Origin of the sequence: Shewanella sp. MR-4 (assembly GCF_000014685.1) — a bacterium.
Lineage (GTDB): Bacteria > Pseudomonadota > Gammaproteobacteria > Enterobacterales > Shewanellaceae > Shewanella.
This window is the reverse complement of record NC_008321.1, coordinates 2,595,379-2,621,450: the sequence shown is the minus strand read 5'-3', so window position 1 is coordinate 2,621,450 and position 26,072 is coordinate 2,595,379. Positions and strand designations below refer to the sequence as shown.

The following is a 26,072-nucleotide window of genomic DNA, read 5'->3' as shown; positions in this document are numbered from 1 at the left end:
AATTTTTATGGATACCGATTTACTTAAGACCTTTTTGGAAGTCTCCCGTACTCGTCATTTTGGTAAGGCCGCGGAAAATCTTTACCTTACCCGCAGCGCGGTGAGCTTTCGGGTCAAACAGCTTGAAAGCATTCTTGGCGTCGCCTTGTTTGAGCGCCAACGCAACAATATTCAGCCCACGCCAGCGGGCGAACGTATGCTTGGGCATGCCGAAGCGGTATTAACCGCTTGGGAGCGCGCCAAGCAGGATGTCTCCCTCAGTCAGTTACAATCGACTCAACTCGCCATTGGCGCAGGCCCCAATATCTGGGATGCCTATTTGCAGGGGCATTTACAGCATTTGCATGTGGGATTACCAGGGGTTGCACTTCGGACCGAAGTCTTGCCATTAACTGTGATGACACGGCAATTGATGGACCGGACCTTGGACTTGGCGATTTCCTTCGACCCACCCAAACTGGACCAATTCGAACTGGTGCAACTAGGGCAAATCAATTTATTGCTGGTATCCAAAACCATGGATGTGGCGGTCAATGCGGTGCAGGCCGGACAATATGTCAAAGTGGATTGGGGCACGGCCTTTAATATCCTGCATGCGCAGGAATATGCCGCCTTACCCGTGCCGACCTTACATACCAGTTCGGCCCGTATCGCCTTGGATTTTATCTTGAATAACGGTGGCTGCGCGTTTTTACCCGAGCATTTGGTTCTGCCACTGTTGAACCGCGGCGAGCTGCATTTAGTTGCGGGCGCGAGCGCCATTTCACGCAGCGTGTATGTTGCCTATTGGGCCGAAAATGACCGCTTGGAGCAAATAAAACAGGCAATTGGCTTTTTAGCCGATAAAACAGTCGCTGAAACGCTGTGATCTACAGTAGAAAAACGCCTTTAGGAGAGATCTCAAAGGCGTTTTTTTATCGAAATGACAGTGGCTAAAGCGATAGACCTCGCTTTACGGATACAACAAGGCTTGTTAAGGCGAATGTGAGATAAATAGCGCACTAAAAAGCAGCGTATTAGATAAAGAGTGGCAGTAACACCACAAGCCAAGTGATAGCACATAGCGCTAAGCTCATAAATACCGCAGCAGAGGCGATATCTTTTGCTTGACCACTGAGGTGGTGGATTTCACTGCCAACACGGTCAACTACGGCTTCAATCGCCGAGTTTAATAGCTCAACAATCAACACGATAAACAAGGTTAAAATCAGCATCAGGCGTTCCATGGTGCTGATATCGACTAACAGCGCGATAGGCAGCATCACCACGGCCAGCATCAATTCCTGTCTAAAAGCGGCTTCGTGGATCCAAGCGGCTTTTAAGCCCTTCATCGAAAATCCCGTTGCTCTAAAGATGCGTTTAATACCGTGATTGTTAGCTGGTTTCATAATAATTCCATAGACTTGGGCGCTTGTTCGCGAAGCATTTACCTGTTCAAATAGCGTACGAATTGAGTGTTAACATTTGAACGAGCTTAAAAAAGAGGCCGCAGTATAGCCCGAGATCCTTTGTGCATAAATAGCCAAACGCACAAATTCGCAGCCCTGCTAGGGTGTTACCATCGCGGTAGATGGATTCGCAGAGGACAAATCTTAACGCTAAGCTTGAAGCTTAATCAGGTGACATTTGAGAGGCAAAGGAATGGCTCTTACAACTCGCTCACAGTTTTTAACATCCACGCTCGTGCGGTGTTTAGTGTTTTTCTACGGTATTTTCGGCTTATTGATGGCCGTGAGTTACGCCAATCCCCAAGCGCCCAAGATCCAATTAGCGACCGAATATTCAAGGGAAAATAGTGCCCACATCAGTGATTTTCTCGTCAGCGAAAAACTCGATGGTGTGCGCGGTTATTGGGATGGAAAACGTTTAGTGACTCGTCAGGGCAATCCAATCTTAGCGCCAAGTTGGTTTACTGCGGACTTTCCAACCACCCCAATGGACGGTGAGTTATGGCTTGGGCGAGGGCAGTTTGAGGCGATATCTGGGATTATTCGCCAAATGTCGCCGAAGGAGAGCGACTGGCAGAACGTACGCTTTATGGTATTTGATTTACCCGAGGCGCAAGGGAGCTTTGAAACGCGCTATCAACAGATGCAGACTCTGCTTGCAGGTAAATCGATTTATCTTCAAGTCATTGAGCAGGTGAGGGTAGAGAGTATCGAGGCGCTTTATCAAAAGTTGGATGCCTTGGTAGCTCAGGGCGCCGAAGGTTTAATTCTGCATAGGCGCTCAGCCTTGTATACACCAGGGCGAAATCCTAATGTGATGAAGTTAAAGCCTTATTTGGATGCCGAAGCCAAGGTGATTGGGCATATAGCGGGTAAAGGGCAGTTTGCTGGGCAGATGGGGGCATTAAGAGTGCAAACACCGGATGGCCGTGTCTTTAGTATTGGCACAGGTTTTACCCTTGCCGAGCGTCAGCATCCACCCGCCATTGGCACGCTTATCACCTACAAATATCTTGGATTAACCGTCAATGGCCTCCCGCGCTTTGCCAGTTATTTGCGAATAAGAGCAGATATGCCAGCTGAAGACAAAGATAAAGAATAAGTTGCGAAATTGTTTAACTTTGATAAAAATCGAGCTCTTAATTACAAGCGTTGCCATATATCGTATTGATTATTAATGGGCAATCATATCAAGGAGTGAGTTTTGGTCGACAGTCAACATGGATTAACCCTTTGGAAGCAGCGTGTGCTGCAAGCCTTGACTGTGCCTAAATGGCTTAAACATCCATTCGTGACACTTAAGCAATTTTGGTTGAGCTTAAATGTCGCTCAGCGTTGTTACCTATTAGCACTACTGGCGTTAATGGTATTTCAACCCGAAATTTGGATTGCCGCGATGATCACCGCTATCGCCTTGATTATTGAGTTTTGGCCCAAATTTGCCATGGCTTGGCATACGCTGGCGGGCAAAGCCATTTTCCTATTGTTTTATGCGGTCATCGCTAACTTTGCCCTAGCCGCCAGCGGCAGTGTGGTGAACGAAATCACTGGTGTTTCGGCGTCACATCTATCCTATACCCATAACTTTGCGATTCTGCTGTACCTGCCGATTTGGTTTGTGTGTATCTCCATCCTCGCCTTACTCCTACTGCAATTGGTGATCCCTTGTTATTTATTCTTCCATATCGGATTAAGGATCTTAGGACTCGAAGCCAAGCAGCAAGGCAGTAAAAAACGATTTGTGGTGACAACCGCGTTGGTGCGTATGATCCTGTCTGTAGTGCTGTTATTAAACTTAATTGCGATTACCGATGGCGAAAACTGGGTAGGGGATTTAGCCAAGACTACCCAAGGGATAAAAGGCGATATGCTTGAAGTTAAAGTTGTGGATGAAGGCGAAACCATTCTCAAAGCCGAGGACAGTATTGAACAAGCGGGAACTGAACTCACACAGCAACCCAATCAAACCGACACCACCGAAACACTCAAAGCCTTTGGTCATAGTTACTACAAAGGGATCCGTGATTTAATTGCCTTATTTGCCTATAAATTTGAAGCCGATGGTCGCAGTCGGTGTGATAAATTAGCCGACTCAGTGGTGATTGAGCTAAATGACTATGAAATATTGGAAATCACCGAGTCTGCCCATGAGCAGTATGGTTACCATTTTGAAGTCAAAAAATGTATTTCTCCCGCCTTTGGTCAGGTGGCATCAACACCTAAGTAGCAACGCGAGAGGATGTTAAGTTGTTAGAAGATAAAGCGTTAGCAAAAGAGCAGCATGTACGACGCATCTTAATGGTCTGTATGGGCAATATTTGTCGTTCGCCCACCGCCGAGGCCGTTTGCCGAGCTAAAATTCGCGAGCGCCGTCTTAATATCGACGTCGATTCGGCGGGCACTATTGGTTATCACCAAGGGGATCAACCCGATAGCCGTTCAATGGCGGCAGGAAAAAAACGCGGATTGAGTTTCGACGGCATGCGAGCAAGACAAGTGGTTGATGCCGATTTTGAGCATTTCGATCTTATTTTAGCGGCAGATAATAGTAACCTCGGTGATTTACGCCGCCGTTGCCCACCCGAATATCAATACAAATTAAAGCTGATGTTGTCTTTTGGTGATTGCGACACGGATGAAGTCCCCGATCCCTATTACGGCGGTGCGCAAGGATTCGAATTAGTCCTCGATTTACTCGAACAGAGTATTGACGCTTTATTAGCGCAGTTAGCCGGAAAAACGGATGGGAAGAATAACGATTAAGTGCAACTTGAATAAAGCGTAATTGCCCCAAAGCAAGTCGGCTGAATCGGATATTGCGATATATGCATTACCACTGTTTCCCCAGTGACACGCCGTGAATATGTCCCTATAGGCTCGACGGCGGCATCTGCAACACATGGAAGTGTAAATGCCGCGTTCACATAGATGTGAAAGAGCGGCCATGTCGCCAACGGTCACTGTTGCAACAATGGCAATTTTGACGGCCATTGCACTGTTCATTTGGCAAAAAAGCTAATGCCCCAAAGCTTGCTAGCCTCAGATTCCTAACCTCTTTCTCTTGTCAATCCTTGACCTACTATTCCTAATAGCAGATTATTACCCTAATTGTGTATTCAGCATTCGGCTATTGAACTTTACGTTACACCCAATAGAGGAAATTATGGCTGAAGAGGCAGCAGATATAGAAAATAGACCTGTGATTAATAATGGCTAGCCATGATTGGTTGGTGATCTACCTAGACGGCTGCAAATCAGCACTTGGACTTTCTAATAAATACCTTCTTTTTAAAATCTTAAATAGAGATGTGATAAAACCATCGGTAGATTATCTGAACCAGTGAAGTGATTTAACTATTTCAGCGTTAAGCTTTGAGTTCAAACAAAACAAATAAATGAAACTAGGCGTATGAGAGCATGGAAGATAAATACAACAAACAGATTTTTAATTGGGAGTTAGGGCTAGAATATCTATATTCAAACCCATATATATCTCTTTCAACTACAAAAATGGAAGATGAGACTGATCATCTAACTAAGTATTTGAAAACAGTGCTTTATAAGGGTTACTTATCGTATTCTAGATACTTAAAGATAAAAGATGAAATGGTTTTTCACGAAGCTCTGTATATAGTTAAAGTAAACTCAGCTCTTTTAATTACCCTTGGCTTCGCCTCCATTTCAAATGGAAAGGCTAAGGATGGAACACCAATGCAATATGTAAAAATAACTCGCGAAGGGATTGACTTCATCATAAATAAAAAGCAAAGAAAGATAGGGAAATGGGCTTTTTATATTTCGATATTAGCAACTATAACAACTGTAATTTCAGCAGCAATTGCAATATTCAATTCGACTGATCAAAAAATTGAAATACAAATAATAAACCCAACCAATCAACAAATAAAAGAAACCAATAGTTCTCAAGCTTTAAAATATGCCAACAATAACAATACACTATATAAATTAGGCGGAGATAATTAAGGGACTAAGATACTATTTATAATCGATGTCTGGTTCACTAAAGCAAATGCCCTAGCTCATTTTGTCCAGAAATGAGCCCCGGAGCGTAAATCATTTATGTCCCATTCTATGCTGATGGATTTATCTACAATGGGTGATCTGCTTTAGTGTTTTCATCCCTAGGTGGTATGGGCACCAAAGGGATTTATCCGTATCTTGCATTGAAGATTTGGCTCATTCTAAGGGAGGTATTATGGCCGAAATTAATGCTATATCTGAGGAAATACACAAAGAACTCGAACACTTAGCCCAAAAAGGACTTGCATTACTCAGTTTGACGGAGACGACTCTGCCGCATGAGATAGTGGCGGCCATTACGGAACTGACGCGTGACTATCGGGCAAATCAACGGATGATGGATGATGATGTACTGTACGCACTCGGTGCCTTGCTTGGCTGGCAATATGTGGAAGGGCTCAACTGGCACTGGGGCTCAGTCGTTTGGGACTTTGATGAAGCCAACGGCGCCATTGGGGTATTAAATCACGATAACTCCTTGTTCAATAATCCGATTGGCTGGATGGATAATATTATGGCCTCGGAGGGTGGAGTACCCTTTATGTTGAGTTACAACATGATAGCGGCAGGCCAAGCCCCAGTGTTTGAAGCCAATAGTGCCTCTGGTTTGTACTGATGGATAGCCCCTAAGTATAATGGCTTAAGGCTTATATTGTCGCTAATAGATGCCTGCCCACTTCGCAGTTAATTTTGCTGTAGATTGGGAGATTACTCAGCGAACGATGAATACGTGGGAGCAAATAAAATGCCAGCGCTGAGATGGCGCTGGCTGATACGTCAAACTGAGGACTATGAATGCATTCTGCTGTGCGATATTTCTTAATATAAATAATGACTTTTAATTTAAATCATCACTTCTAATCTAAATCATCACTTTAATGAGTCACTTTAGCCCGCTATTGACGGGGTAAAGTGATTAAAAACAGCGCTTAAACGTTATGTCGTTTTCCTGAGCGTTTCAGTTTTTCCGCTTCTAGCTTAGCGGCTTTCTCGGCGGCTTTTTCAGCCAGAATGCGTTCCACTTCGGCTTTTTCGATTTCGGCCATCGCAGGGGTTTCGAGGGATAACAGGCCAATTCGACCTGAGCGGTAATCGTGTAACACGACTTCCGAGGCTTTATGCAAATCGATGCGACCACCGGGACGCAGGGCACCGCGTTTACGGCCGATTTCTTCGAGTAACGCCATATCATCCTTAGGTAATTCACTGATGTTATAACGCTCGCAAATTTCCTTCGGGTACGCCTTTAAGAAATAACCTGCGGCAAACAGTGCCACATCTTCGTATTCCATGGCGGTATCTTTAATGGCTCCCGTGACGGCGAGGCGATAGCTACTGGCTTCGTTATCGACTTTAGGCCATAAAATCCCAGGGGTGTCCGAGAGCACAATGCCGTTGCGTAGGTTAATGCGCTGCTGGCTTTTGGTGACGGCGGGTTCGTTACCGGTTTTAGCGATAACACGACCGGCTAAGGTATTGATAATGGTGGACTTACCCACGTTTGGGATCCCCATGATCATAGTGCGAATGTCCTTTTCGGTCTTATCGCGACTCGGCACTAACTTACGGCAAAGATCCGGCAGCATTTTCAACATACCCGGTTGCAGTGTAGTAATCGCAGTCGCTTTTACCCCTTGTTCACGCTCAAGGTATTCAATCCATTGGGCGGTGATGTCAGGATCGGCTAAGTCGGATTTATTCAGTAGCTTAATACAAGGTTTGTCGCCACGAAGCTTTGACACCATGGGGTTTTCACTACTGTAGGGAATACGAGCGTCCAGCACCTCAATCACCAGATCGACCTGAGGCATAGCCTCTTCGATCTCTTTGCGTGCCTTGTGCATGTGCCCCGGATACCATTGAATTGCCATGATAGCGCCTTGTTCTAAATGACCTAAAGACGCTTATTCTACCTTGAAGGCGACGAATGTCATAAAAAAAGCGCCCGAAGGCGCTTTAATTGCTTAATCTTGATGCGAATTTGAGCATCTATTACTTGGGGCTGAGTTAAAGTACGCCCAGCTCACGCAATCTTTCCATTAAGTAGCTGTCGGCGGTATAACGCTCAGATAGTACGACCGAAGGATTTGGGTGTAAGAATAAGGGCAGAGAAATACGCGACTTAGTCTTATCCGTGCCTTCAGGGTTAATCACTCGGTGTGAGGTCGATGGGAAATAACCGCCTGAGGCTTCCTGCAACATATCACCAATGTTGATGATAATGTTGCCAAAATCACTTGGCACATCTAACCAAGAGCCGTCTTTGGCTTTGACTTGCAGCCCTGGCTCGTTGGCCGCGGGCAGCACAGTGATAAGGTTAATATCTTCGTGGGCCGCAGCGCGGATAGCGCCCATTTCTTCATCGCCCGTCATCGGTGGGTAATGCAGAATGCGCAGCAGGGTTTTGTGGCTGTCGGCAATCATTTCTGGCAGCGGAATTGAAAACTTGGCTTTAACCTCGTCTGGCGAGTAGGTTTCAATCCACTCTAACAGTTCAGAGGCCAGCGCATTGGCTTTTTCATAGTAGGCCAGAATATTGGTACGCAAAGAATCTGGAATACGACCCCAAGGGTACACGTGGTAATACTCTTTGATGTCTTTAACCGTGTGACCTTTTGCGGTTTCAGAAATCGACGCAGGGAAGAAGCCATCGTGGGTTTCACGATTGAACATAAACTCGTTCTTAGCGTCAGAATTGAAAAAGGCTTGCCACTCAGCGTAAATACTTTCGACCAGCTCTTTATCGATAGGGTGGTTAGAGAGCACACCAAAGCCCGTTTCACGTAGGGATTCGACAAAGCGTTTGGCGCTATCGGCTGCGCGATAATCAATGGTTTCTAATTTCATATTGTTTCTACTTGTTATATATGGTTGTTAACCAAACACTTTTTAAGGATAAAGGTAAGGAGTCGTAGCCACTTATCTCATTATCGGTATGGTGCGCAAAGCCCTAGTGCAAAGCGGCCAATATAGAAAGCATTTGGGTAGAGAATTGACCCGCAGCAAGTGTAGCTTTGCACTCTGCTTGGTGCAAACATTGAAAACGATGGGCGTAGAGCATTGCTGAATTTTCCTCCAGTTATTTAAGCAATGGCTCAATCAACAGGATTTTATCGACTAAAGCGGCTACTATGCCAAAAAGCCAATTCAGGCCGAGGCGCAATAAACCTAAGGAATAAACGGTCTTATGCAGGCGAACACCTTAGGAGCTAAAGGAGACTTTTATGAACAAACTGACTGATTTTGAACGCTATGTCATAGAAGAAAAGGGCACTGAACGTCCCTTTAGCGGTGAGTATTATAAACATGACGCTAAAGGCGTGTATTTATGCAAAAAATGCCATGCGCCTTTGTATCGATCAGAAGATAAGTTTAATGCCCACTGTGGTTGGCCAGCCTTCGATGATGAAATTCCGGGGGCGGTGAGTCGTCATGTCGACGCAGATGGTCGCCGTACCGAAATCGTCTGTAGCCAGTGTGGCGGTCATTTAGGCCATGTGTTTGAAGGGGAATATTTAACGCCGAAGAATATTCGTCACTGCGTTAATTCTGTCTCCATGGTGTTTCAAGCCGCCGATGAGGTGACAATATCAACGCATAAAACGGCCTTTGCGACCTTTGGGGCGGGCTGTTTTTGGTGTGTTGAAGCGATTTTTAAGAGTCTGAAGGGTGTGCTGAATGTCAGCTCTGGTTACTCGGGCGGCGAGGCAAGCGATGCCGATTATAAGTCGGTGTGTTCGGGATTAACTGGGCATGCTGAAGTGGTGCACATCGAGTTTGACCCCGCGCAAATCAGCTTTACAACGTTGCTGCAGGTGTTATTTGAGAGTCACGATCCCACCACGCTTAATCGCCAAGGCAACGATAAAGGGCCGCAGTATCGCTCAGTCGTCTTTGCCCATGATGCGGCTCAGATTGAAGAGACTAACGCCATGATTACAAAGTTAACCGAGGCAAGGGTATTTGATGCGCCGATCGTCACCCAAGTGGTGGCTTTTGAGTCTTTTTATCCTGCGGAGGATTATCACAATGATTACTTCGCCCTGCATGGCGAGCAGCCCTATTGCCAAATTGTGGTAAGGCCAAAGGTTGAAAAGATCAGAGCCCTTTTTGCCGAGCTACAAGCATAGGCTTAATGTGCGGGTAAATTGACGGATAAAAACGCCACCGATAGGGTGGCGTTTTCGTTATTGTTTGGCTGATAGGCTGAAGACTCAGCGCATTAGCGGGATTGCGCTAACCATTCGGCATATTGTTTCGCGTAATAACTGACAATTAAATCGGCGCCCGCACGCTTTAATCCGATAAAGGTCTCGGTGACGACGGCGCGCTCATCGAGGGCGCCAGCCAGAGCGGCAAACTTAATGCCGGCATATTCGCCGCCAACCTGATAAGCCGCTAAGGGAAGGTGGGTTTCCTGTCTTAGTCGACTTAACACATCCAAATAGGGCGTGCCGGGTTTCACCATCAAAATATCTGCGCCTTCCTCTTCATCGAGCAGTGCTTCGAGCAAGGCTTGGCGACCATTGGCGTAATCGAGTTGGTAGCCTTTACGGTTTCCGCTAAGTTCACAATCCACTGCGGCCCTAAAAGGCCCATAGAAGGAGGAGGCGAACTTGGCTGCATGGGCCAAAATGGCAATGTGCTCAAAGCCTGCCTCATCCAGCCCTTGGCGAATGGCTTTAATCTGGCCGTCCATCATGGCCGATGGCGCCAGCATATCGGCTCCGGCTTTGGCGGCAGTAATGGATTGTTTGACTAAGTTAGCCACGGTTTGATCGTTACAGACTTCGTCATGGTGCATTACGCCGCAGTGTCCGTGGTTGGTATATTCACAAAAACAAATATCGGGGATCACCATCATCTCTGGTGCGGCGGTTTTGATGGTGCGGATCATTCGCGCGAGTAAGCCATTGTCATCCCAAGTGTCGCTGCCCTGCGCATCTTTGGTGTGTGAAATGCCAAAGGGCATCACATAACGGATCCCTAGGGCGTAAAGCCTTTGAATTTCATCGGCAAGCGTACTCTCGGGCAGACGGCTGATCCCCGGCAAGGTTGAAATGGGCACGGCTTGGCTGATGTGCTCTTCGATGAAGAGTGGGTGAACCAAGTCGCTTAGGGAAATCTGGGTTTCACGCACTAGGTCACGCATGGCCTCGGTGCGGCGCAGGCGTCTTAAACGGCGAAGGGGTTTAAGGTTTGTTTTGAATGTACTGCTCATTGAATTTCCTTATTTACAGAGTGCAAAGCATTACGCGAAGCTTCGCGTAAGTGGGAGAGAGTAAAAACGATGCTTAGGACGTGCTTGTTTTGGTGAACTTGATTAAGTGAGACAAAAGCTTCAACACTGTTTGCTCAGACCCAAAATGGAGGAAAAGTTTCCCAATATTTGGCCAAAGGCCGGAGAGGTTTTTGAGTTAGTGATGGCGATCACAAACCCAGCGCTAAGCTAATCGATCTATTAGCCGCCGCTTTTAAGCCTTTGCTTTCGATTATTTGATGTTATCATTTGCGCCAATTTACACTTGGTATAGTGCAGGACCTAATAAGTCACTTTTCGTCTGTCCAACTATACCCACAGCGCGGTTTTTATATGACAACACCCCAAGACTCTGTTTGTATTCTCGCCCTCGACACTTGTACCGAAGCTTGTTCGGCTGCCCTGTATTATCAAGGACAGATTTTTGCTGAGTTAGCCGATGCGCCTCGGGAGCATAGTCAGCGTTTATTGCCTATGGTGGAAGCCGTATTAAAACAAGCCAATGTCGGCTTAGATAAACTGGATGCGATTGCCTACGGCCGTGGGCCAGGTAGTTTTACGGGTATCCGTATTTGCACCAGCATGACCCAAGGTTTAGCCCTAGGGTTAGACCTACCCGTTATCGGCATTTCCACCTTAGCGGCCATGGCACAAATGGCGATTGCTGAGCACGCTGCCGAGCAAGTGCTCTGTTGTATCGATGCTCGTATGGGAGAAGTGTACTGGGGGCAATTTGTTGCCGTCGATGGCATTGCCACCTTAGTCGGTAAAGAGGTAGTGAGCGTGCCAGAGCAGGTTGAACTGGCATTCGATCTTAATAGAGCCATTGTCGGCTGTGGCACTGGGTTTGATGCTTATCCCGAGTTACTAGCGTTAGGCAGCGGCATTACTTCCTTAGCGGCGGTGAAGTATCCCGATGCTCGAGCCATGTTAGCGCTGGCCGAAGTCGGTATCAAAGCGGGATTAACCACCAGTGTCGATGAACTCGAACCTGTATATTTACGTGATACTGTGACATGGAAAAAGTTGCCGGGACGTGAATAAACTGTTCATTCTTGCCTATGATACGTTAGAATCTAAAGTGTCTGCATGGGTTCTCGATGCAGACATCAATTCTTAGTTAGGCACTCGTCACAACAGCCTAACAAGGTTAACTAGGCTAATAGGATATAAACTGGGCATTTCGATGCAGGTAAATTCGCTTCAAACGAGTTTGACACAAGCGGTTGCGAGTAATCGCCCCGCAGTCATACAGGGAATGTCGCCGACGGAAGCGCCGCGCCCAGTGATTGAGCTCGATGCGGTTTCGGCCTTAGCCTTTGATGATACCTCTGAAGGACCTGCGCAAAACTTACAATCTAGACTCGGTGCCCAGCTCGACTACGAGCAAAGTACTCGAGGTCATCAAGGGGCTATCGCCCAATACCTACAAACCCAACATGCCGCTAAACGTGAAGAAATTCAGCAGATGGTGGGCGTGGATATTTATGCCTGATAGCTCGCCCGTGTCTTCTCAATCCCGTTTAACTCCTCGTTTAACTGGCGGTCTTCCTAGCCGCGGTTTGTTTATCATCGAACTGATGTTGGCGCTATTGCTGACGCGTATTCCTTACCTGAGCGTGCCTTTTAAGTGGCTCGAGAGCTATTTTCACGAGTTGTCCCATGGGATCGCGACTGTGCTCAGTGGCGGCATAGTGAGTCATATTCAGCTCTTTCCCAATGGCGCTGGGTTTTGCTTTAGCCAAGGTGGCTCGCCACTCGTGATTGGATTTGCGGGTTATTTTGGCGCGGCCTGTTGGGGTTACCTTATTTATCTGCTGGCAACTTGGCCTAAGGGCATTCGCTTAAGCTTTGCCTTTCTGGGCGGTTTAGTGGTGTTAAGTGGTCTGCTGTGGGGGAGAGATTTACTGACCTTAGCCATTTTAGTTGTGCTGACGATAGTGCTATTACTGCCGTTAAAACTCAGCAAAAACAAAATCCTCACGCAATTTTTACGCATCATTGGCCTAATGATCATGCTCAATGCGCTGGCAAGCCCAACTGTACTACTTGGGCTCGAAGGGCAGGGCGATGCGGTGTTGCTGGCTGAGCGTTCATGGATCCCTGCATGGATATGGGTGGCGATTTGGCTGTTTTGCAGTATCTGCGCCTTGTTTATGGCTTGGCGAAGGATTGATTCTGCCTCGTCACGCTAAAATACTCCTGCGTTAACGCCTTTCTTGCATCACAATTATTTACAGCCTAATTGGCCAACTTATGTGGCTATTTCTTGGATTTTCTTACATTGACTGCTAGCTTAAGTCTTCGGTATCCAAGGAGAATTATTATGAAAAAAGTCACACTCGTCGCCAGTATGCTGATTGCTGGTCTATGTTCAGGCATGGCCTATGCCGATGAAGGTTTGGATAAAGCCATTAAGAGCGAGTTTCGCCAAGCGAAAAACGCCAGCCGCGATAGTTATCGTCACCCCGCAGAAACCCTCACATTTTTTGGTATTACCCCAACACAAACCGTGATTGAACTCTGGCCAGGCAATGGCTGGTACACGGAAATTCTCGCGCCTTATTTAGCGCCTGAGGGACAGTATATTGCCGCAAGCTTTGAAACTAACCCAAGCACAGACACCCCAGGTAATCGCTATCGTGCCAAAGCGGGCGTGAAATTCGATACTTGGATGACGGCTAATAAAGCCTTGTTTGGTAATGCGAAAATGCTGATCCTCGACCCACCGGCCAAGATGAATTTAGGTGCCGATGGCAGTGCGGACTTGGTATTAACCTTCCGTAACTTGCATAACTGGGCCTCAAGCGATCAGCTGGAAAACGTGTTTACAGCTTCCTATAAAGTGCTTAAAGATGGCGGTGTGTTTGGTGTGGTTGAACATAGAGCCAACAAAGGCATGAATATAAGTACTGGCTATATGGACCAAGACGAGATGATCGCGCTGGCCAAAAAAGTCGGGTTTACCTTAGCCGAAAGCTCAGAAATCAACGCCAATCCGAAAGACACTAAGGACTACGCTAAGGGGGTATGGACGCTACCACCTTCCTTTGCTCTAGGCGATACCGATAAGGAAAAATACCAAGCAATTGGTGAGAGCGATCGCATGACGCTCAAATTTATCAAAAAATCGCGCTAATCACCTGACATTAGAGGCAATATGTGGCAATCTTTCGCCCCCAAAAATCAAGTCGAGTTTGTGTTACCCCATATCAAGCTGAGTGGTCGATTATGGGGGGCGAAAGATAAACCGTTATTACTCGCGTTGCATGGTTGGTTAGACAATGCGAACAGTTTTGAGCCACTAGCTGAGTATTTGCCTCATTATCAGATACTTGCCATAGATTGGCCCGGTCATGGCTTTTCTGCGCATCGGCCGGGGCATTATCCGTTGCATTGGATTGACTATTTATACGATCTCGATGCGTTACTGGCGATGTTGCCGCAAAAGCCGTTGGCCATTATCGGACATTCGTTAGGGGGCATTATTGCCTCCGCGTATACCGCAACCTTTCCTGAAAAGGTTAACAAACTGATTTTGATTGAGGCGTTAAGCCCACTATTTGAGTCGCCAACTCAGGCAAAAACGCGGCTGCGAAAGAGTTTTTATCAGCACGAGAAGTTTTTAGCGCAAAAGCATAAACAGCTAAAAGTCTACGACAACATGGACACGGCAGTAAAAGCCAGAGTGCACTTAACTGGGCTGGCGGAGCCTTGGTGCCGCTTGTTACTCGAGCGCAATATGCAACCTACCACCGATGGTGTTGCCTGGCGCAGTGATCCAAGATTAAGGCTCGACTCGCCAATGCGACTTACCTTTGAGCAGGTCGATGCATTGATGCAGCACATCTCTGTCTCGACCCTATTGATTTGCGGCAAACAGGGCTTTAGCCAGTTGCAGTCGGCACTGCCTAAGGCGAGGAAATGGTTCACACACTTGTCTGAACATATGCTCGAGGGCGATCACCATGTGCATATGGATAACGCCAAAGGGGTTGCACACTTGATCCAGCAGTTTGTCGAATAATCGCTTTTGATTACATAAAAAAGACGCTAGGTTTTTTATTTTTTTTATGTGATGATGATCAAAATTAAAACGCCCGTATGATTTATCAGGGGCAATCAATAACAATAAAATGTAAGTCGGTATTTTAACTCGGTATTTGTCGAGTATTGACGGTAGTAGGGATACCGTGTCCGCAGTTATGGGGATTTAGGAGAAAGTAGTGGATCAGCCTTGGATTAATCATTTGCCAAAAGATGTGCCTGCTGAGATTAATGTGGATCAGTATTCATCACTCGTCGATATGTTCGAGACAGCGGTGGCTAAATATGCGGATCAACCAGCATTTATCAACATGGGAGCTACGCTAACTTACCGTAAACTTGAAGAACGCAGCCGCGCGTTTGCCGCCTATCTGCAAAATGAATTAAAGCTACAAAAGGGTGACCGCGTTGCCCTGATGATGCCGAATTTGCTGCAATATCCCATTGCGCTGTTCGGCATTTTACGTGCGGGCATGGTAGTGGTTAACGTTAACCCACTTTACACTCCGCGCGAATTAAAGCACCAATTAGTCGACTCGGGCGCTAAGGCTATTGTTGTGGTATCGAACTTTGCCCGTACCTTGGAAGAAGTTGTCGAACAGACACCTGTAAAAAGCGTGATTATCACAAGTTTAGGTGACCAACTCAGTGCGCCAAAACGCACCTTAGTTAACTTTGTGGTTAAATACATCAAAAAACTAGTGCCTAAATACGATCTACCCCATGCACTCTCGATGCGCGAAACCCTCTCAAGAGGGCGCCGTATGCAGTATGTCAAACCGGTTATCACGGGTGATGACTTAGCCTTTTTGCAATACACAGGTGGTACGACTGGGGTGTCAAAGGGCGCCATGTTGACCCACAGAAACGTGGTCGCAAACGTATTGCAGGCGAATGGGGCTTACTCCCCGGCACTACGTGATGGCAGTGAGTTTGTGGTCACTGCCTTACCGCTTTACCATATTTTTGCATTAACAGTGAACTGCTTACTGTTTTTACATAAGGGCAGTCAGAACCTGTTAATCACTAACCCTCGCGATATTCCAGGGTTTGTGGCTGAACTCAAGAAATATCCTTTTACCGCGCTGACGGGCGTCAACACCCTGTTTAATGCGTTAGTGAACAGTAGCGATTTTGCTGAACTGGACTTTTCTCGCCTCAAATTATCCATTGGTGGCGGGATGGCGGTACAAAAAGCCGTAGCCGACAAATGGCAGAGCATCACCAAAACCCGCTTACTCGAAGGTTATGGTTTAACCGAAGCGTCACCGCTACTCACATGCTGCCCCTATAACTTAGATGGCTACAACGGTTCTATCGGGTTCCCGGCACCATCAACCTTAATTCAAGTACGTGATGATGCGGGTAATGTGTTACCGCAAGGTGAGACGGGTGAGCTGTTGGGTAAAGGCCCACAAATCATGAAAGGCTATTGGCAGCGTCCAGAAGAGACCGCCAAAGTGATTGATAAAGACGGCTGGCTCGCCACGGGCGATATCGGTTATATGGATGAACAAGGTTTCTTCTATATCGTCGATCGTAAGAAAGACATGATTTTAGTTTCGGGCTTCAACGTCTTCCCCAATGAAGTCGAAGAAGTGGTTGCTTTGCATCCTAAAGTCATTGAAGTGGCCGCAGTTGGGGTACCAAATGACGCGAGCGGTGAATTAGTAAAGGTGTTTGTGGTGGCAAAAGATAAATCTTTAACCGCTGACGACATCATTAAGCATTGCCGCGCGCATTTAACGGGATATAAAGTACCGAAGCTGGTAGAATTTAGGGATGAGTTACCTAAAACCAACGTGGGTAAGATCTTGCGACGAGAGCTTCGAGACGAAGTGAAGCGCGCGTAAGATTGAAGCCGGCATCAGCCGGCTTTTGTTTTTATGGAATGTGATTAACCCACAGGAACTGGAGAAGAATTTGTCAGTGTTTCAGTATGTGAGCGACGAAGCGAGCCTCAATGCCCTCGTAGCTCAATATCAACAGAGTCCGCTGCTCGTATTAGATACCGAGTTTGTGCGCACACGTACCTATTACGCTAAGCTTGGCCTTATTCAAGCCTATGATGGTAAAACCTTAGCCTTAATTGACCCTGTTGCCTTACCCGACCTCAGTGCATTCTGGTCTTTGCTGGATAATCCTAACATTATCAAACTAGTGCACTCTTGCAGTGAGGACTTAGAGGTCTTCGCCCACTATGGTCAGCGTCAACCAACGCCCTTATTCGATAGCCAAATTGCCGCCTCTTTATGTGGCATGGGCCATGGCCTGGGTTATGCCAAGTTAGTGGAAACCTGTTTAGGTGAAGTGATTGATAAAGGTGAGTCGCGCACCGACTGGATGCGCCGCCCTTTGACTGAGGCGCAGCTTAGCTACGCCGCCAACGATGTGTTGTATCTGTATCAACTCTATCCGCAACTCGCCGACAAGCTTAAAGCGCAAGATCGCTTAGGCTGGCTGTATGAAGAAGGTGAGCGGATGACAGAAGGGCGCTTAGCGCCGCCGGATATGGATACTGCGTACCTGAGAGTCAAAAACGCTTTTCAGCTTACCGAGAATCAGCTGGCTTACCTTAAAGTGCTGGCGAAGTGGCGTTTAGAAAAAGCCTTAGCGCGGGATTTAGCCTTGGGCTTTGTGATAAAAGATCATGGTTTGATTGCTCTTGCGAAGAAACAACCTAAGAGCATGAGTGATTTGCTCAAACTGAACGATTTGACCGAGCAAGAGAAACGCATTCACGGTAAAGATATTTTACGGGTGATGCAGACCGCGGATTTAAACAATCCACCAGAATTAGTGGATGTCTTAGCGCTCAAACCAGGTTACAAATCGGCCTTTAAGAACATAAAAACCTGCTTAACTGAACTGTGCGAGCAGCATGCCATCCCGATGGAAATGCTAGGCTCAAAACGTCATATTCATGAGTATTTACAATGGCGTTGGGATAAGCAGCAGGGTGAGTTACCGACGGTCTTGAGTGGTTGGCGCGGACAAATTGCCGCCGAATCGTTGGCAAAGCTTGAAGTTTAATATTTAAGGCTGTTTAAAGGCTGATTTTAAAAGCTGAAGTAAAATCGAGGTCTTGGCAATCGTTGAGGCCTTTATCACTTTAATTAATCACTTATATCAAGGCTTAACTCAGCTCATTTCGCCCAAATGCTAGAAAAATCACAGCAGAAAGCGTCATCCCCGTGATGAGGATGACGCCAACGCTCGACTTATCTGTCAGGCAGTGTGACGTTAAGTTCGAGTACCGACAGGTTATCGTCGTTCTGATCTAACTGCACAGAAACTTGATCATCAGAAATATGCACATATTTGCGGATCACGGCGATAATTTCTTGTTTCATCTGTGGAAAATAATCGGGTGTATCCCGTTGTCCACGTTGATGGGCCACAATAATTTGTAGTCGCTCTTTTGCCATTACCGCAGTGCTAGGCTTTTTCTTGCTTTTGAAATAGTCGAGTAAAGACATAATTAGCTACCAAATATCCGTTGTAAGAAACCTTTTTTCTCTTCCGTAATGAAGCGTACTGGCACATCTTCACCCAGTAAACGCGCGACCGTATCACTGTAAGCCGCACCTGCATCACTCTCTTGATCGATAATCACAGGCACACCCGAGTTAGAGGCCTTGAGTACAGATTGTGATTCAGGGATAACACCAAGTAATTCAATGGCAAGGATTTCTTTTACATCGTCAACACTTAACATTTCGCCCGATTTTACCCGACTAGGAGAATAACGAGTCAGCAGTAAGTACTCTTTTATCGGTTCTAAATTCAGTTCGGCGCGGCGTGACTTGCTCTGTAGCATACCCAGAATACGGTCAGAGTCCCGAACCGAGCTCACTTCAGGGTTGGTGGTCACAATGGCGATATCGGCAAAATACAGTGCCATCATCGCGCCTTGCTCGATCCCTGCGGGTGAGTCACAGAGAATAAAATCAAATTCTTTCGCTAAATCATCAAGCACACGACCCACGCCTTCTTTGGTCAGTGCATCTTTATCACGGGTTTGCGATGCAGGCAGTACAAACAGTTTGTCGCAGCGTTTGTCTTTAATCAGAGCCTGATTTAAATTGGCTTCGCCGTTGATCACATTGACAAAATCATAGACGACGCGGCGCTCACAGCCCATGATCAGATCTAAGTTACGTAAGCCTATATCGAAATCGATAACAACAGTTTTATGCCCTTGTAGTGCAAGTCCAGTTGCAATCGCCGCACTGGATGTGGTCTTACCAACACCACCTTTACCTGAAGTGACAACAATAATTTGTGCCATGTTTCTCTCTATCCTTTTTTATGCCATTTAGAGGGGCAATGATTCAACGATAAGCGACTCGCCATTTAAGCGAATGCAGCCGCTTTTATCTGAGCTATGTTGTTGTAGATTTTCAGCGAGCCAATATTGCCCTGCTATTGAAACTAATTCAGCCTCGAGGGAATGGGCGATGATCACTGCGCTGCTGTCGCCAGCCGCGCCCGCCATGGCTTTTCCTCGTAATGCGCCATAAATATGAATGCTACCATCGGCAATGACTTCAGCGCCATTCCCTACGGCACCAAATATGATTAAATCGCCATTTTTTGCATAGACTTGCTGACCTGAACGGATATTTTGCTTCAAAACCTTAGTTTGACGCGGCGCAGGCGGGGGCGTAACGCTCTGTTTGCCCGCTTTCACTATGGCAAGTCCTAGGGTCTTGGCTTGATTACTGAGAGCGATGGTTGCCCCGGTGATCCCCACGATAACTAACTGGCGGGAAAGTAATAACTCTTTTAAGCCATGTAAATTGAAATCGTTATCTTGGATGGCGCTGAGGTTGACGACTAAGGGGGCACCCAGAAAAAATTGAGGGGCTTGTGCCAATTTGCTATCTAATTCAGCCATGACAGCATTTAAGTCGCTGCTATTGATATGAAGCACTGAAAGAGTAAAAGAAGCGCCTTTTAACTCTAAGCTAGGTTTTGACATCCCGGCACTATTCTCCAGAAATCATCAGTCGGTTCGCTGATTTTGCAATTAAATTACTAGGCGACCATGTTATAGTGTGCCCCATTGACTGGCAAGTTTGAACTATTGGATATTTATACTGTTATGCTATGTGCGGTTTATAAAAGTAGTCGAAAGGCTGACACTTATTTATTTGTGAACAAAAGGGACTGTTTTGATGACGTCCCCCAAGCGCTGTTGGATATGTTTGGTGTGCCTCAGTTAGTGATGGTGTTCCCCATAGCTAAGCGTGAATCCCTCGGTATTGCCGATATTCAAAAGGTCAGAGCAGCACTCGAGGAAAAGGGTTTTTATTTACAAATTCCGCCACCGCAGGTTAATTTATTGGCCGAACACAGAGTAAGTCTTGGGATTAAAGACTAGCCAATAAACTTCGGACAATGGTATATGCCAAAGACACTCCTTAAACGCGTTGCAGCATGTACATTGATTTTCTTGCCCTTGATAAGCCATAGCGCGCTAGGGCAAGATACCTCCTTCAATGATTATCTTCTTAAGCTTAAGCAAGAGGCGAGTGCTCAAGGCATTAGCCAAGCGACGCTCGATACGGCTTTTCCGCAGATAAAACGCTTTAAAAAAGCCAATGTGGCCGCAGCGCCAAGCCAATCTAAAACCCTTGAAACCTATCTGCCAGAAGTGGTACCGGAATGGAAGGTGGATACGGCGCGCGTGCTCTTTAACGAGCATGAAGTGACGTTGACACACATTGCTGATAAATATCAGGTGCAGCCGCGGTTTTTAGTGGCGCTCTGGGGCTTAGTGTCTAACTTTGGTGATGCGTCCGGGGATTATCCTGTACTGTCTGTAATGGCGTCGTTAGCCTTTACGGGCGAAGATACGGCGCGTTACCAGCGGGAGTTTATGGCCGCGCTTTTGATCATGGATAAAGAGCATCTTAAGTTTGATGATCTTAAAAGCAATGACAAAGGCTTTATGGGGCAAACCCAATTGCTTCCGAGTGAATATTTAGCCTACGGCCAAGATGGCGACGGTGATGGTAAAAAAGACATTTGGCACAATGTGACCGATGCCTTTGCCTCTGCCGCGAACCTGCTTAAGCAGCAGGGCTGGAATGGGGAGGATACCTGGGGACGTCAGGTTCAAGCACCGGCGGATCTGAAGGCCGAGTTTATCGGACTCAATCAATCCCAAACCTTAGCCAAGTGGCAACAGCTAGGTGTCAGGCGTTTCGATAATACGGATTTACCCAATCGTGAGGATATTCACGCTTCGCTTATCATGCCCGACGGCGCCAAAGGCCGAAAATATCTGGTCTATGGCAATTACCGCGCCTTAATGCACTGGCAAGCGGTGAATTATTTAGGCGAGGGCGATTATTTTGGCATCTCTGTGGTGCATTTATCGGAGAGAATTAAGACTCCCCAGTAAATTGGTGTAAAATGGCCCGCACTAAGCGGGTTTTTTATATGAAGATAAGCGTAAACATGGCATTTTGGCAGAATAAAGCGTTAACCGAATTGACGTCGCAGGAGTGGGAGTCCCTCTGCGATGGTTGTGGTAAGTGTTGTTTAAACAAGTTGATCGATGATGAAACTGAAGAGTTGTATTACACCAATGCAGCTTGCCTACTGCTCGATCATCAAAGTGCTAGCTGCAAGCATTATAGTGACCGTTTTAGCCATGTTCCCCAATGTACTGTGATCACACTGCAAAACGTCCATGAACTGACGTGGTTACCCGATAGCTGTGCCTATCGTCGTTTAGCCGCCGGTCGAGAATTACCAAGCTGGCATCCATTACTTACTGGCTCTAAAGAAGCCATGCACCTTGCGGGTATGTCGATTCAAGGCAAAGTGGTGGATGAGCGCAGGGTGAAAGATATTGAAGATCATATCGTGCTGTGGCCGCTGAAAGATCTAGATTAACGCCATTGCAGCAGCGTTTGTCTCAATTAACAGACATTAATAAACAATCAGGTGTTAATGAACAAAAAGGAGCAACTAACCATTGGGTTGAGTGCTCCTTTTTCTCTCTAGGCTTTAAAACCAAAGCGTTATCTATCAAGGAATGGCGGTGTTATTGCTGTATCACAGCTAAGTAACGCCACACTATTCCTCGATTAGATAAAGTACTTATTCAACCAGAATGACTATTTTTCAACGATAATCACTATTTTTCAACAATAGTTACTTTTTCGATAATAATCGGCTCACGTGGCACGTCCTCATGGCCTGCAACACGGGTGGTTTTTACGCCTTCAATTTGCAGTACGACCTCGAGTCCCGCGGTGACTTTACCAAATACCGCATAACCCCAACCGTTGTTCGTGGTTGCTGTGTGGTCGAGGAACTCATTGTTGGCCGTATTAATAAAAAACTGCGCGGTCGCCGAGTGCGGTGCATCGGTACGGGCCATAGCGATAGTGCCCAACACATTCGATAGGCCTTTGTTGGCTTCGTTGACAATCGGCTCGTGGGTGGGCTTTTCCTTCATTTTGGCGGTAAAACCACCGCCTTGGATCATAAAGCCTTTGATCACTCGATGGAAAATCGTGTGCTCATAAAAACCTTCTTGGCAGTAGCGGATAAAGTTTTTGGCGGTAACGGGCGCGCGCTCCATATCGAGTTCGATACTGATATCACCGAAGTTGGTTGTAAAAATAATCGTCATATTTGCTTCTGCTATTTTGAGTTAATTCGTTAATAAGCTGCTAATTCACTTAGTGCTTTTGTGCCAAGGATTTGCCTGGGGTTCGGTATCACCCTGCGGCTTGATGCTGTTTTGCCATGGATTACCTTGCAGTGGGCTCGTAGGGCGGCTATCTGAACGAGTACCTGAGCGACTATCCGTCCCTGTCTTTGGGGCTTTAGGCGCAGGAGTCGCTTTGGCACTACGATGCTTCTTGGCTTGTGTCGCCTCAAAGGTGCCCGGCTTGCCGCTCGAATAGGGGCGGGGTTGAGCACTTGTGTCGGTCGGTTTATGGGGTTTACGCTCTGTTGTCGATGCCGATTTAGGCACAAAATCGAGTATGGAAATCGGCACGATTTTTTTCGGCTCAAAGCCTGCTATCTCCCTGCGTACGATAACATGACCTAAGCGACGTTCGATGGCGCATAGGTTTCTGAAATCATCCTTAGAGACAAACGAAATCGCTTCACCTTGGTTACCCGCACGTCCTGTACGGCCAATACGGTGAATATAGTCGTCGGCTTCATCGGGCAAGTCGTAGTTGATCACCCGTGCTAAGGCATCGATATCAATACCGCGTGAGGCCACACCCGTAGCGACCAAGAAGGAGACTTTACCCGCTTTAAAATCGATAAGCAGTTGCTCACGCACCGCTTGGCTGCGGCCACTGTGAAAAGCCTCTGCAACAATGCCACGCTTTTCTAACTGGCTAACCAATTTGGCGGCGCCGTGTTTGGTTTGGATAAAAATTAATGCCTGTGACCAGTTATTTTCTTGGATCAAATGACTCAGCAACGCTGACTTTTTATCTTTATCGACCGTGGTCAACCATTGGTCAATATGAGTCGACGCCGCGCTCTTACGGCTGATTTCAATTTCGATGGCGTCCGGAATAGCGGATTTTGCCAGCGCTTTCACCTGTTTCGATAAGGTGGCTGAAAATAAGAGATTTTGTCGCTGCTCGGGCAGCTTTTCTATGATGCTATTAATATCTTCGATAAAGCCCATATCGAGCATGCGGTCGGCTTCGTCGAGCACCAATACTGAAACTTCATCGAAACGGATGGCCCTTTGGGTATACATGTCGAGCAAACGCCCTGGCGTGGCCACCAGTAAATCGACGCCTTCAATCAGTCGTTTCTTTTGCGGCGCGGCGTCGACACCACCGTACATCGCCATGGCCGTTAAGGGTAAATACTTGGCGTATTGGTTGATATTTTCTTCGACCTGAAGCGCTAACTCACGTGTGGGGGTGAGTATGATGGCCCGCACTCGCTTAGGGCGGATCTTGGGGGCATCGGCGAATCTGTGTAGCAGCGGCAGCACAAAACTGGCGGTTTTACCTGTGCCCGTTTGCGCCGCAGCAAGCACATTCTTGCCCGCTAAAATGCTGGGTATGGCCTTTGTCTGTATCGGCGTGGGGGTCGTGTAACCCAGTTCAGTCACCGCTTTGACAAGCGCGCTGTGTAATCCAAGTTGGGAGAATGGCATTGAGAGTCTCAACTAAATGATTTATTGGCAAACTGTAGGCCTGAGGCGAACAGCGAAGCAGGTCGCTATTATAGCAGTAGCGATAGTGAAATAGGGGATTATCTCTCGCAGGTTGGCAGTTGAGCGCTATCGGCACTCGGGCTTACAAATTTGTAACTGGGCATGTATTCGCTTGCAACACAGCTGCAATTAGGCGGCTGATATGATTAACTTAAGTCCTTTTATTGGCGTCTGATGAGTTAAGTTTTTAGACGCTTACGGTCGCCTCGAGGCACTGGAATTAACGCATAAATATAAAAAGGACGAAAAAGAATGAAGAAAACCGCCATCTCTCTTGCGATCTTGTTATCGCTCACAGGCCTTGCGGGTTGCCAATCGCAATCAACTCAAGCGTCAGCCGATACCGCCAAATCAAGCGTGGTCGGTGCTGATGTGAAGACCAGCGCCTTTGCACAATTTAGCCAGACTTTTATCGATGATTTGTGGCAATTAGCGCCAACCTGGGCGCTTTACAGCGGCAAACATGTTAATGATGGCTATTTAGAAATCCCCAATGAAGCGAGCCGTGTTAAGACCCTTGCCTTTGTAAAAACTCAGCAGGCAAAGCTGAAACAGTTTGAACTTAAGTCTCTGAGCTCTAACGAAACCATCGATTATCACTTGATTGATAATCTGCTAAACAGCATGGCGTGGGAAATCACCGACTTTAAATCATGGCAATGGGATCCCTCGAGCTATAACGTGGCGGGCGGTTTTGCACAAATCATCAATGAAAACTTTGCGCCACTGGATGACAGATTACGCTCCGTATTGGCCAGAATGGAAAATATCCCAGCTTATTACGCCGCGGCGCGCAGCAATATTCAGCAGCCAACCCTAGAACACACTGAATTGGCTGTGATGCAAAACCAAGGTGCGTTTTCGGTCTTCTCCGATGATTTATTGAAGCAAGTGGCGGATTCGGGTCTGTCAGATGCGGAAAAATCGCTGTTTAAATCCCGTTTCGACACGGCAACGAAAGCGATTAACGAACATATTACTTGGTTAAATGCACAGGTCAGCCAACTGAAAAAAGACGGTGCCAGCAGCTTTAGAATTGGTGAAGAATTATACGAGCAAAAGTTTGCCTTTGATATCCAAGCGGGCATGACAGCAAAACAGCTTTATCAAAAAGCCATGGCGGATAAAGAAAGAGTGCAAGGTGAAATGGCGAAGATCACCGACAAGCTGTGGCCAAAATATTTCACTACGCCAAAACCTGCCGACAATAAAATCGCGATTCGCCAATTGATTGATAAATTATCGACAGAGCACGTTAAGCGTGATGACTTTGTGAGCGAAGTACGTAAACAAATTCCTGAGTTGATTGAATTTGTAAATCAAAAAGACTTAGTGACCTTAGATCCTAAAAAACCATTAGTCGTGCGTGAAACCCCTGAGTATATGCGTGGTTATGCTGGAGCTTCGATTAGTGCGCCTGGTCCTTATGATAAATTAGGCAATACCTATTATAACGTCACGCCACTCGATGGTATGAGTGATGAATCCGCAGAAAGCTATTTACGCGAATATAACCACTGGATATTACAGATTTTAAATATCCATGAGGCGATTCCTGGACACTATACCCAATTAGTTTATTCCAATGAGTCACCAAGCTTAGTGAAAAGCTTATTTGGTAATGGCGCTATGGTCGAAGGTTGGGCCGTTTATACCGAACGCATGATGCTTGAAGAGGGTTATGGTAATTTTGAGCCTGAAATGTGGTTGATGTATTACAAGTGGAATTTACGTGTTATCTGTAACACCATCTTAGACTACAGCATTCATGTTAAAGGCATGACTGAAGAGCAAGCCATTAGTCTGATGATGGATGAAGCGTTCCAGCAACGTGCTGAGGCGGAAGGCAAATGGCGCCGTGCCACCCTAAGCCAAGTGCAGCTGACCAGTTACTACTCGGGTTACCGCGAAATTTACGATTTCCGCGAAGAATATAAGCAGCTCAAAGGCAAGGATTTTGACCTAAAAGCATTCCATGAGAAGTTCTTAAGTTATGGCAGTGCACCGGTGAAATATATTCGCCAATTAATGTTAGAGATGTAATCTACCATCC

At 46.6% G+C, this 26,072-nt stretch carries 28 protein-coding genes; 19 read left to right on the top strand and 9 right to left on the bottom strand.

Features of this window, described 5'->3' with window-relative positions:
- The first annotated feature begins 7 nt into the window (after positions 1-7).
- Positions 8-868: an HTH-type transcriptional regulator HdfR gene (gene hdfR / locus SHEWMR4_RS11545; protein ID WP_011622956.1), complete on the top strand. Its 861-nt coding sequence runs from the start codon at positions 8-10 to the stop codon at positions 866-868.
- A 148-nt stretch (positions 869-1,016) separates the two neighbouring features.
- Here the strand turns inward: hdfR and SHEWMR4_RS11540 are convergent, their stop codons facing one another.
- Positions 1,017-1,388: a diacylglycerol kinase gene (locus SHEWMR4_RS11540; protein WP_011622955.1), complete on the bottom strand. Its 372-nt coding sequence runs from the start codon at positions 1,386-1,388 to the stop codon at positions 1,017-1,019.
- Positions 1,389-1,641: 253 nt separating this feature from the next.
- Between SHEWMR4_RS11540 and SHEWMR4_RS11535 the strand changes: the two genes are divergently transcribed.
- The 6 genes from SHEWMR4_RS11535 (at position 1,642) to SHEWMR4_RS11515 (ending at position 6,105) form a co-directional block, all read left to right on the top strand.
- Entirely contained in the window at positions 1,642-2,550 is a 909-nt protein-coding gene (locus SHEWMR4_RS11535) for a DNA ligase (protein WP_011622954.1), read from the top strand.
- Positions 2,551-2,652: 102 nt separating this feature from the next.
- Positions 2,653-3,675: a hypothetical protein gene (locus SHEWMR4_RS11530; RefSeq protein ID WP_011622953.1), complete on the top strand. Its 1,023-nt coding sequence runs from the start codon at positions 2,653-2,655 to the stop codon at positions 3,673-3,675.
- Positions 3,676-3,746: 71 nt separating this feature from the next.
- Complete coding sequence (locus SHEWMR4_RS11525) at positions 3,747-4,211, top strand: low molecular weight protein-tyrosine-phosphatase (RefSeq protein ID WP_041409055.1); 465 nt, start codon at positions 3,747-3,749, stop codon at positions 4,209-4,211.
- Positions 4,212-4,657: 446 nt separating this feature from the next.
- Entirely contained in the window at positions 4,658-4,792 is a 135-nt protein-coding gene (locus SHEWMR4_RS21265; protein ID WP_413540367.1) for a hypothetical protein, read from the top strand.
- A 73-nt stretch (positions 4,793-4,865) separates the two neighbouring features.
- Positions 4,866-5,432 (top strand): hypothetical protein, encoded by a 567-nt coding sequence (locus SHEWMR4_RS11520; RefSeq protein ID WP_011622951.1) that lies wholly within the window; start codon positions 4,866-4,868, stop codon positions 5,430-5,432.
- 232 nt (positions 5,433-5,664) lie between these two features.
- Positions 5,665-6,105, top strand: a complete 441-nt coding sequence (locus SHEWMR4_RS11515) for a hypothetical protein (protein WP_011622950.1) — start codon at positions 5,665-5,667, stop codon at positions 6,103-6,105.
- A gap of 313 nt (positions 6,106-6,418) precedes the next feature.
- Here the strand turns inward: SHEWMR4_RS11515 and ylqF are convergent, their stop codons facing one another.
- Positions 6,419-7,360, bottom strand: a complete 942-nt coding sequence (gene ylqF, locus SHEWMR4_RS11510; RefSeq protein ID WP_011622949.1) for a ribosome biogenesis GTPase YlqF — start codon at positions 7,358-7,360, stop codon at positions 6,419-6,421.
- A gap of 136 nt (positions 7,361-7,496) precedes the next feature.
- The gene (locus SHEWMR4_RS11505; protein WP_011622948.1) at positions 7,497-8,336 is read right to left on the bottom strand and encodes an isopenicillin N synthase family dioxygenase; all 840 of its coding nucleotides are present in this window, start codon (positions 8,334-8,336) and stop codon (positions 7,497-7,499) included.
- Between the two features lie 377 nt (positions 8,337-8,713).
- On the opposite strand from SHEWMR4_RS11505, the gene SHEWMR4_RS11500 reads away from it, so the two are divergent.
- The gene (locus tag SHEWMR4_RS11500; protein WP_011622947.1) at positions 8,714-9,619 is read left to right on the top strand and encodes a bifunctional methionine sulfoxide reductase B/A protein; all 906 of its coding nucleotides are present in this window, start codon (positions 8,714-8,716) and stop codon (positions 9,617-9,619) included.
- A 92-nt stretch (positions 9,620-9,711) separates the two neighbouring features.
- Here the strand turns inward: SHEWMR4_RS11500 and hemB are convergent, their stop codons facing one another.
- Positions 9,712-10,710, bottom strand: a complete 999-nt coding sequence (gene hemB, locus SHEWMR4_RS11495; RefSeq protein ID WP_011622946.1) for a porphobilinogen synthase — start codon at positions 10,708-10,710, stop codon at positions 9,712-9,714.
- A 372-nt stretch (positions 10,711-11,082) separates the two neighbouring features.
- On the opposite strand from hemB, the gene tsaB reads away from it, so the two are divergent.
- The 7 genes from tsaB to rnd all read left to right on the top strand — a co-directional run bounded on the left by tsaB (position 11,083) and on the right by rnd (position 17,829).
- On the top strand, positions 11,083-11,793 hold the full coding sequence (gene tsaB, locus SHEWMR4_RS11490) for a tRNA (adenosine(37)-N6)-threonylcarbamoyltransferase complex dimerization subunit type 1 TsaB (RefSeq protein ID WP_011622945.1): 711 nt from the start codon (positions 11,083-11,085) through the stop codon (positions 11,791-11,793).
- Positions 11,794-11,935: 142 nt separating this feature from the next.
- Positions 11,936-12,244, top strand: a complete 309-nt coding sequence (locus tag SHEWMR4_RS11485; protein WP_011622944.1) for a hypothetical protein — start codon at positions 11,936-11,938, stop codon at positions 12,242-12,244.
- Entirely contained in the window at positions 12,237-12,944 is a 708-nt protein-coding gene (locus SHEWMR4_RS11480; protein WP_011622943.1) for a M50 family metallopeptidase, read from the top strand. Before SHEWMR4_RS11485 ends, SHEWMR4_RS11480 begins: the two co-directional genes overlap by 8 nt.
- Before the next feature lie 131 nt (positions 12,945-13,075).
- Positions 13,076-13,888, top strand: a complete 813-nt coding sequence (locus SHEWMR4_RS11475; RefSeq protein ID WP_011622942.1) for a class I SAM-dependent methyltransferase — start codon at positions 13,076-13,078, stop codon at positions 13,886-13,888.
- Between the two features lie 21 nt (positions 13,889-13,909).
- Entirely contained in the window at positions 13,910-14,776 is an 867-nt protein-coding gene (locus SHEWMR4_RS11470; RefSeq protein WP_011622941.1) for an alpha/beta hydrolase, read from the top strand.
- 199 nt (positions 14,777-14,975) lie between these two features.
- Positions 14,976-16,649 carry a long-chain-fatty-acid--CoA ligase FadD gene (gene fadD, locus SHEWMR4_RS11465; protein ID WP_011622940.1) on the top strand — a complete coding sequence of 558 codons (1,674 nt, stop codon included), beginning with the start codon at positions 14,976-14,978 and terminating at the stop codon, positions 16,647-16,649.
- 70 nt (positions 16,650-16,719) lie between these two features.
- A complete protein-coding gene (rnd, locus tag SHEWMR4_RS11460; RefSeq protein WP_041408784.1) occupies positions 16,720-17,829 on the top strand; it encodes a ribonuclease D in 1,110 nt (369 codons plus the stop codon).
- Between the two features lie 188 nt (positions 17,830-18,017).
- Here rnd and minE read toward each other — a convergent pair whose 3' ends face one another.
- Genes minE through minC form a run of 3 tightly spaced genes read right to left on the bottom strand, consistent with a single transcriptional unit; the run spans position 18,018 to position 19,780 of the window.
- Entirely contained in the window at positions 18,018-18,275 is a 258-nt protein-coding gene (gene minE / locus SHEWMR4_RS11455; RefSeq protein WP_011622938.1) for a cell division topological specificity factor MinE, read from the bottom strand.
- Positions 18,276-18,277: 2 nt separating this feature from the next.
- A complete protein-coding gene (gene minD / locus SHEWMR4_RS11450) occupies positions 18,278-19,087 on the bottom strand; it encodes a septum site-determining protein MinD (RefSeq protein ID WP_011622937.1) in 810 nt (269 codons plus the stop codon).
- A gap of 27 nt (positions 19,088-19,114) precedes the next feature.
- Positions 19,115-19,780 carry a septum site-determining protein MinC gene (gene minC / locus SHEWMR4_RS11445; protein WP_011622936.1) on the bottom strand — a complete coding sequence of 222 codons (666 nt, stop codon included), beginning with the start codon at positions 19,778-19,780 and terminating at the stop codon, positions 19,115-19,117.
- Between the two features lie 123 nt (positions 19,781-19,903).
- Here minC and SHEWMR4_RS11440 point away from each other — a divergent pair, with 123 nt between their 5' ends.
- The 3 genes from SHEWMR4_RS11440 to SHEWMR4_RS11430 are packed head-to-tail and all read left to right on the top strand — an operon-like array spanning position 19,904 to position 21,705.
- Positions 19,904-20,182, top strand: a complete 279-nt coding sequence (locus SHEWMR4_RS11440) for a YcgL domain-containing protein (protein WP_011622935.1) — start codon at positions 19,904-19,906, stop codon at positions 20,180-20,182.
- 24 nt (positions 20,183-20,206) lie between these two features.
- Positions 20,207-21,208: a lytic transglycosylase domain-containing protein gene (locus SHEWMR4_RS11435; RefSeq protein WP_011622934.1), complete on the top strand. Its 1,002-nt coding sequence runs from the start codon at positions 20,207-20,209 to the stop codon at positions 21,206-21,208.
- Positions 21,209-21,264: 56 nt separating this feature from the next.
- Complete coding sequence (locus tag SHEWMR4_RS11430; RefSeq protein WP_041408783.1) at positions 21,265-21,705, top strand: YcgN family cysteine cluster protein; 441 nt, start codon at positions 21,265-21,267, stop codon at positions 21,703-21,705.
- Between the two features lie 244 nt (positions 21,706-21,949).
- Here the strand turns inward: SHEWMR4_RS11430 and SHEWMR4_RS11425 are convergent, their stop codons facing one another.
- Together SHEWMR4_RS11425 and SHEWMR4_RS11420 are read right to left on the bottom strand one after the other, a co-directional pair.
- Positions 21,950-22,450: a peptidylprolyl isomerase gene (locus tag SHEWMR4_RS11425; protein WP_011622932.1), complete on the bottom strand. Its 501-nt coding sequence runs from the start codon at positions 22,448-22,450 to the stop codon at positions 21,950-21,952.
- Between the two features lie 45 nt (positions 22,451-22,495).
- Positions 22,496-23,959 carry a DEAD/DEAH box helicase gene (locus SHEWMR4_RS11420; RefSeq protein ID WP_011622931.1) on the bottom strand — a complete coding sequence of 488 codons (1,464 nt, stop codon included), beginning with the start codon at positions 23,957-23,959 and terminating at the stop codon, positions 22,496-22,498.
- 312 nt (positions 23,960-24,271) lie between these two features.
- On the opposite strand from SHEWMR4_RS11420, the gene SHEWMR4_RS11415 reads away from it, so the two are divergent.
- Positions 24,272-26,062, top strand: coding sequence for a DUF885 domain-containing protein (locus SHEWMR4_RS11415; protein WP_011622930.1), 1,791 nt, complete (start codon positions 24,272-24,274; stop codon positions 26,060-26,062).
- The last annotated feature ends 10 nt before the right edge of the window (positions 26,063-26,072 follow it).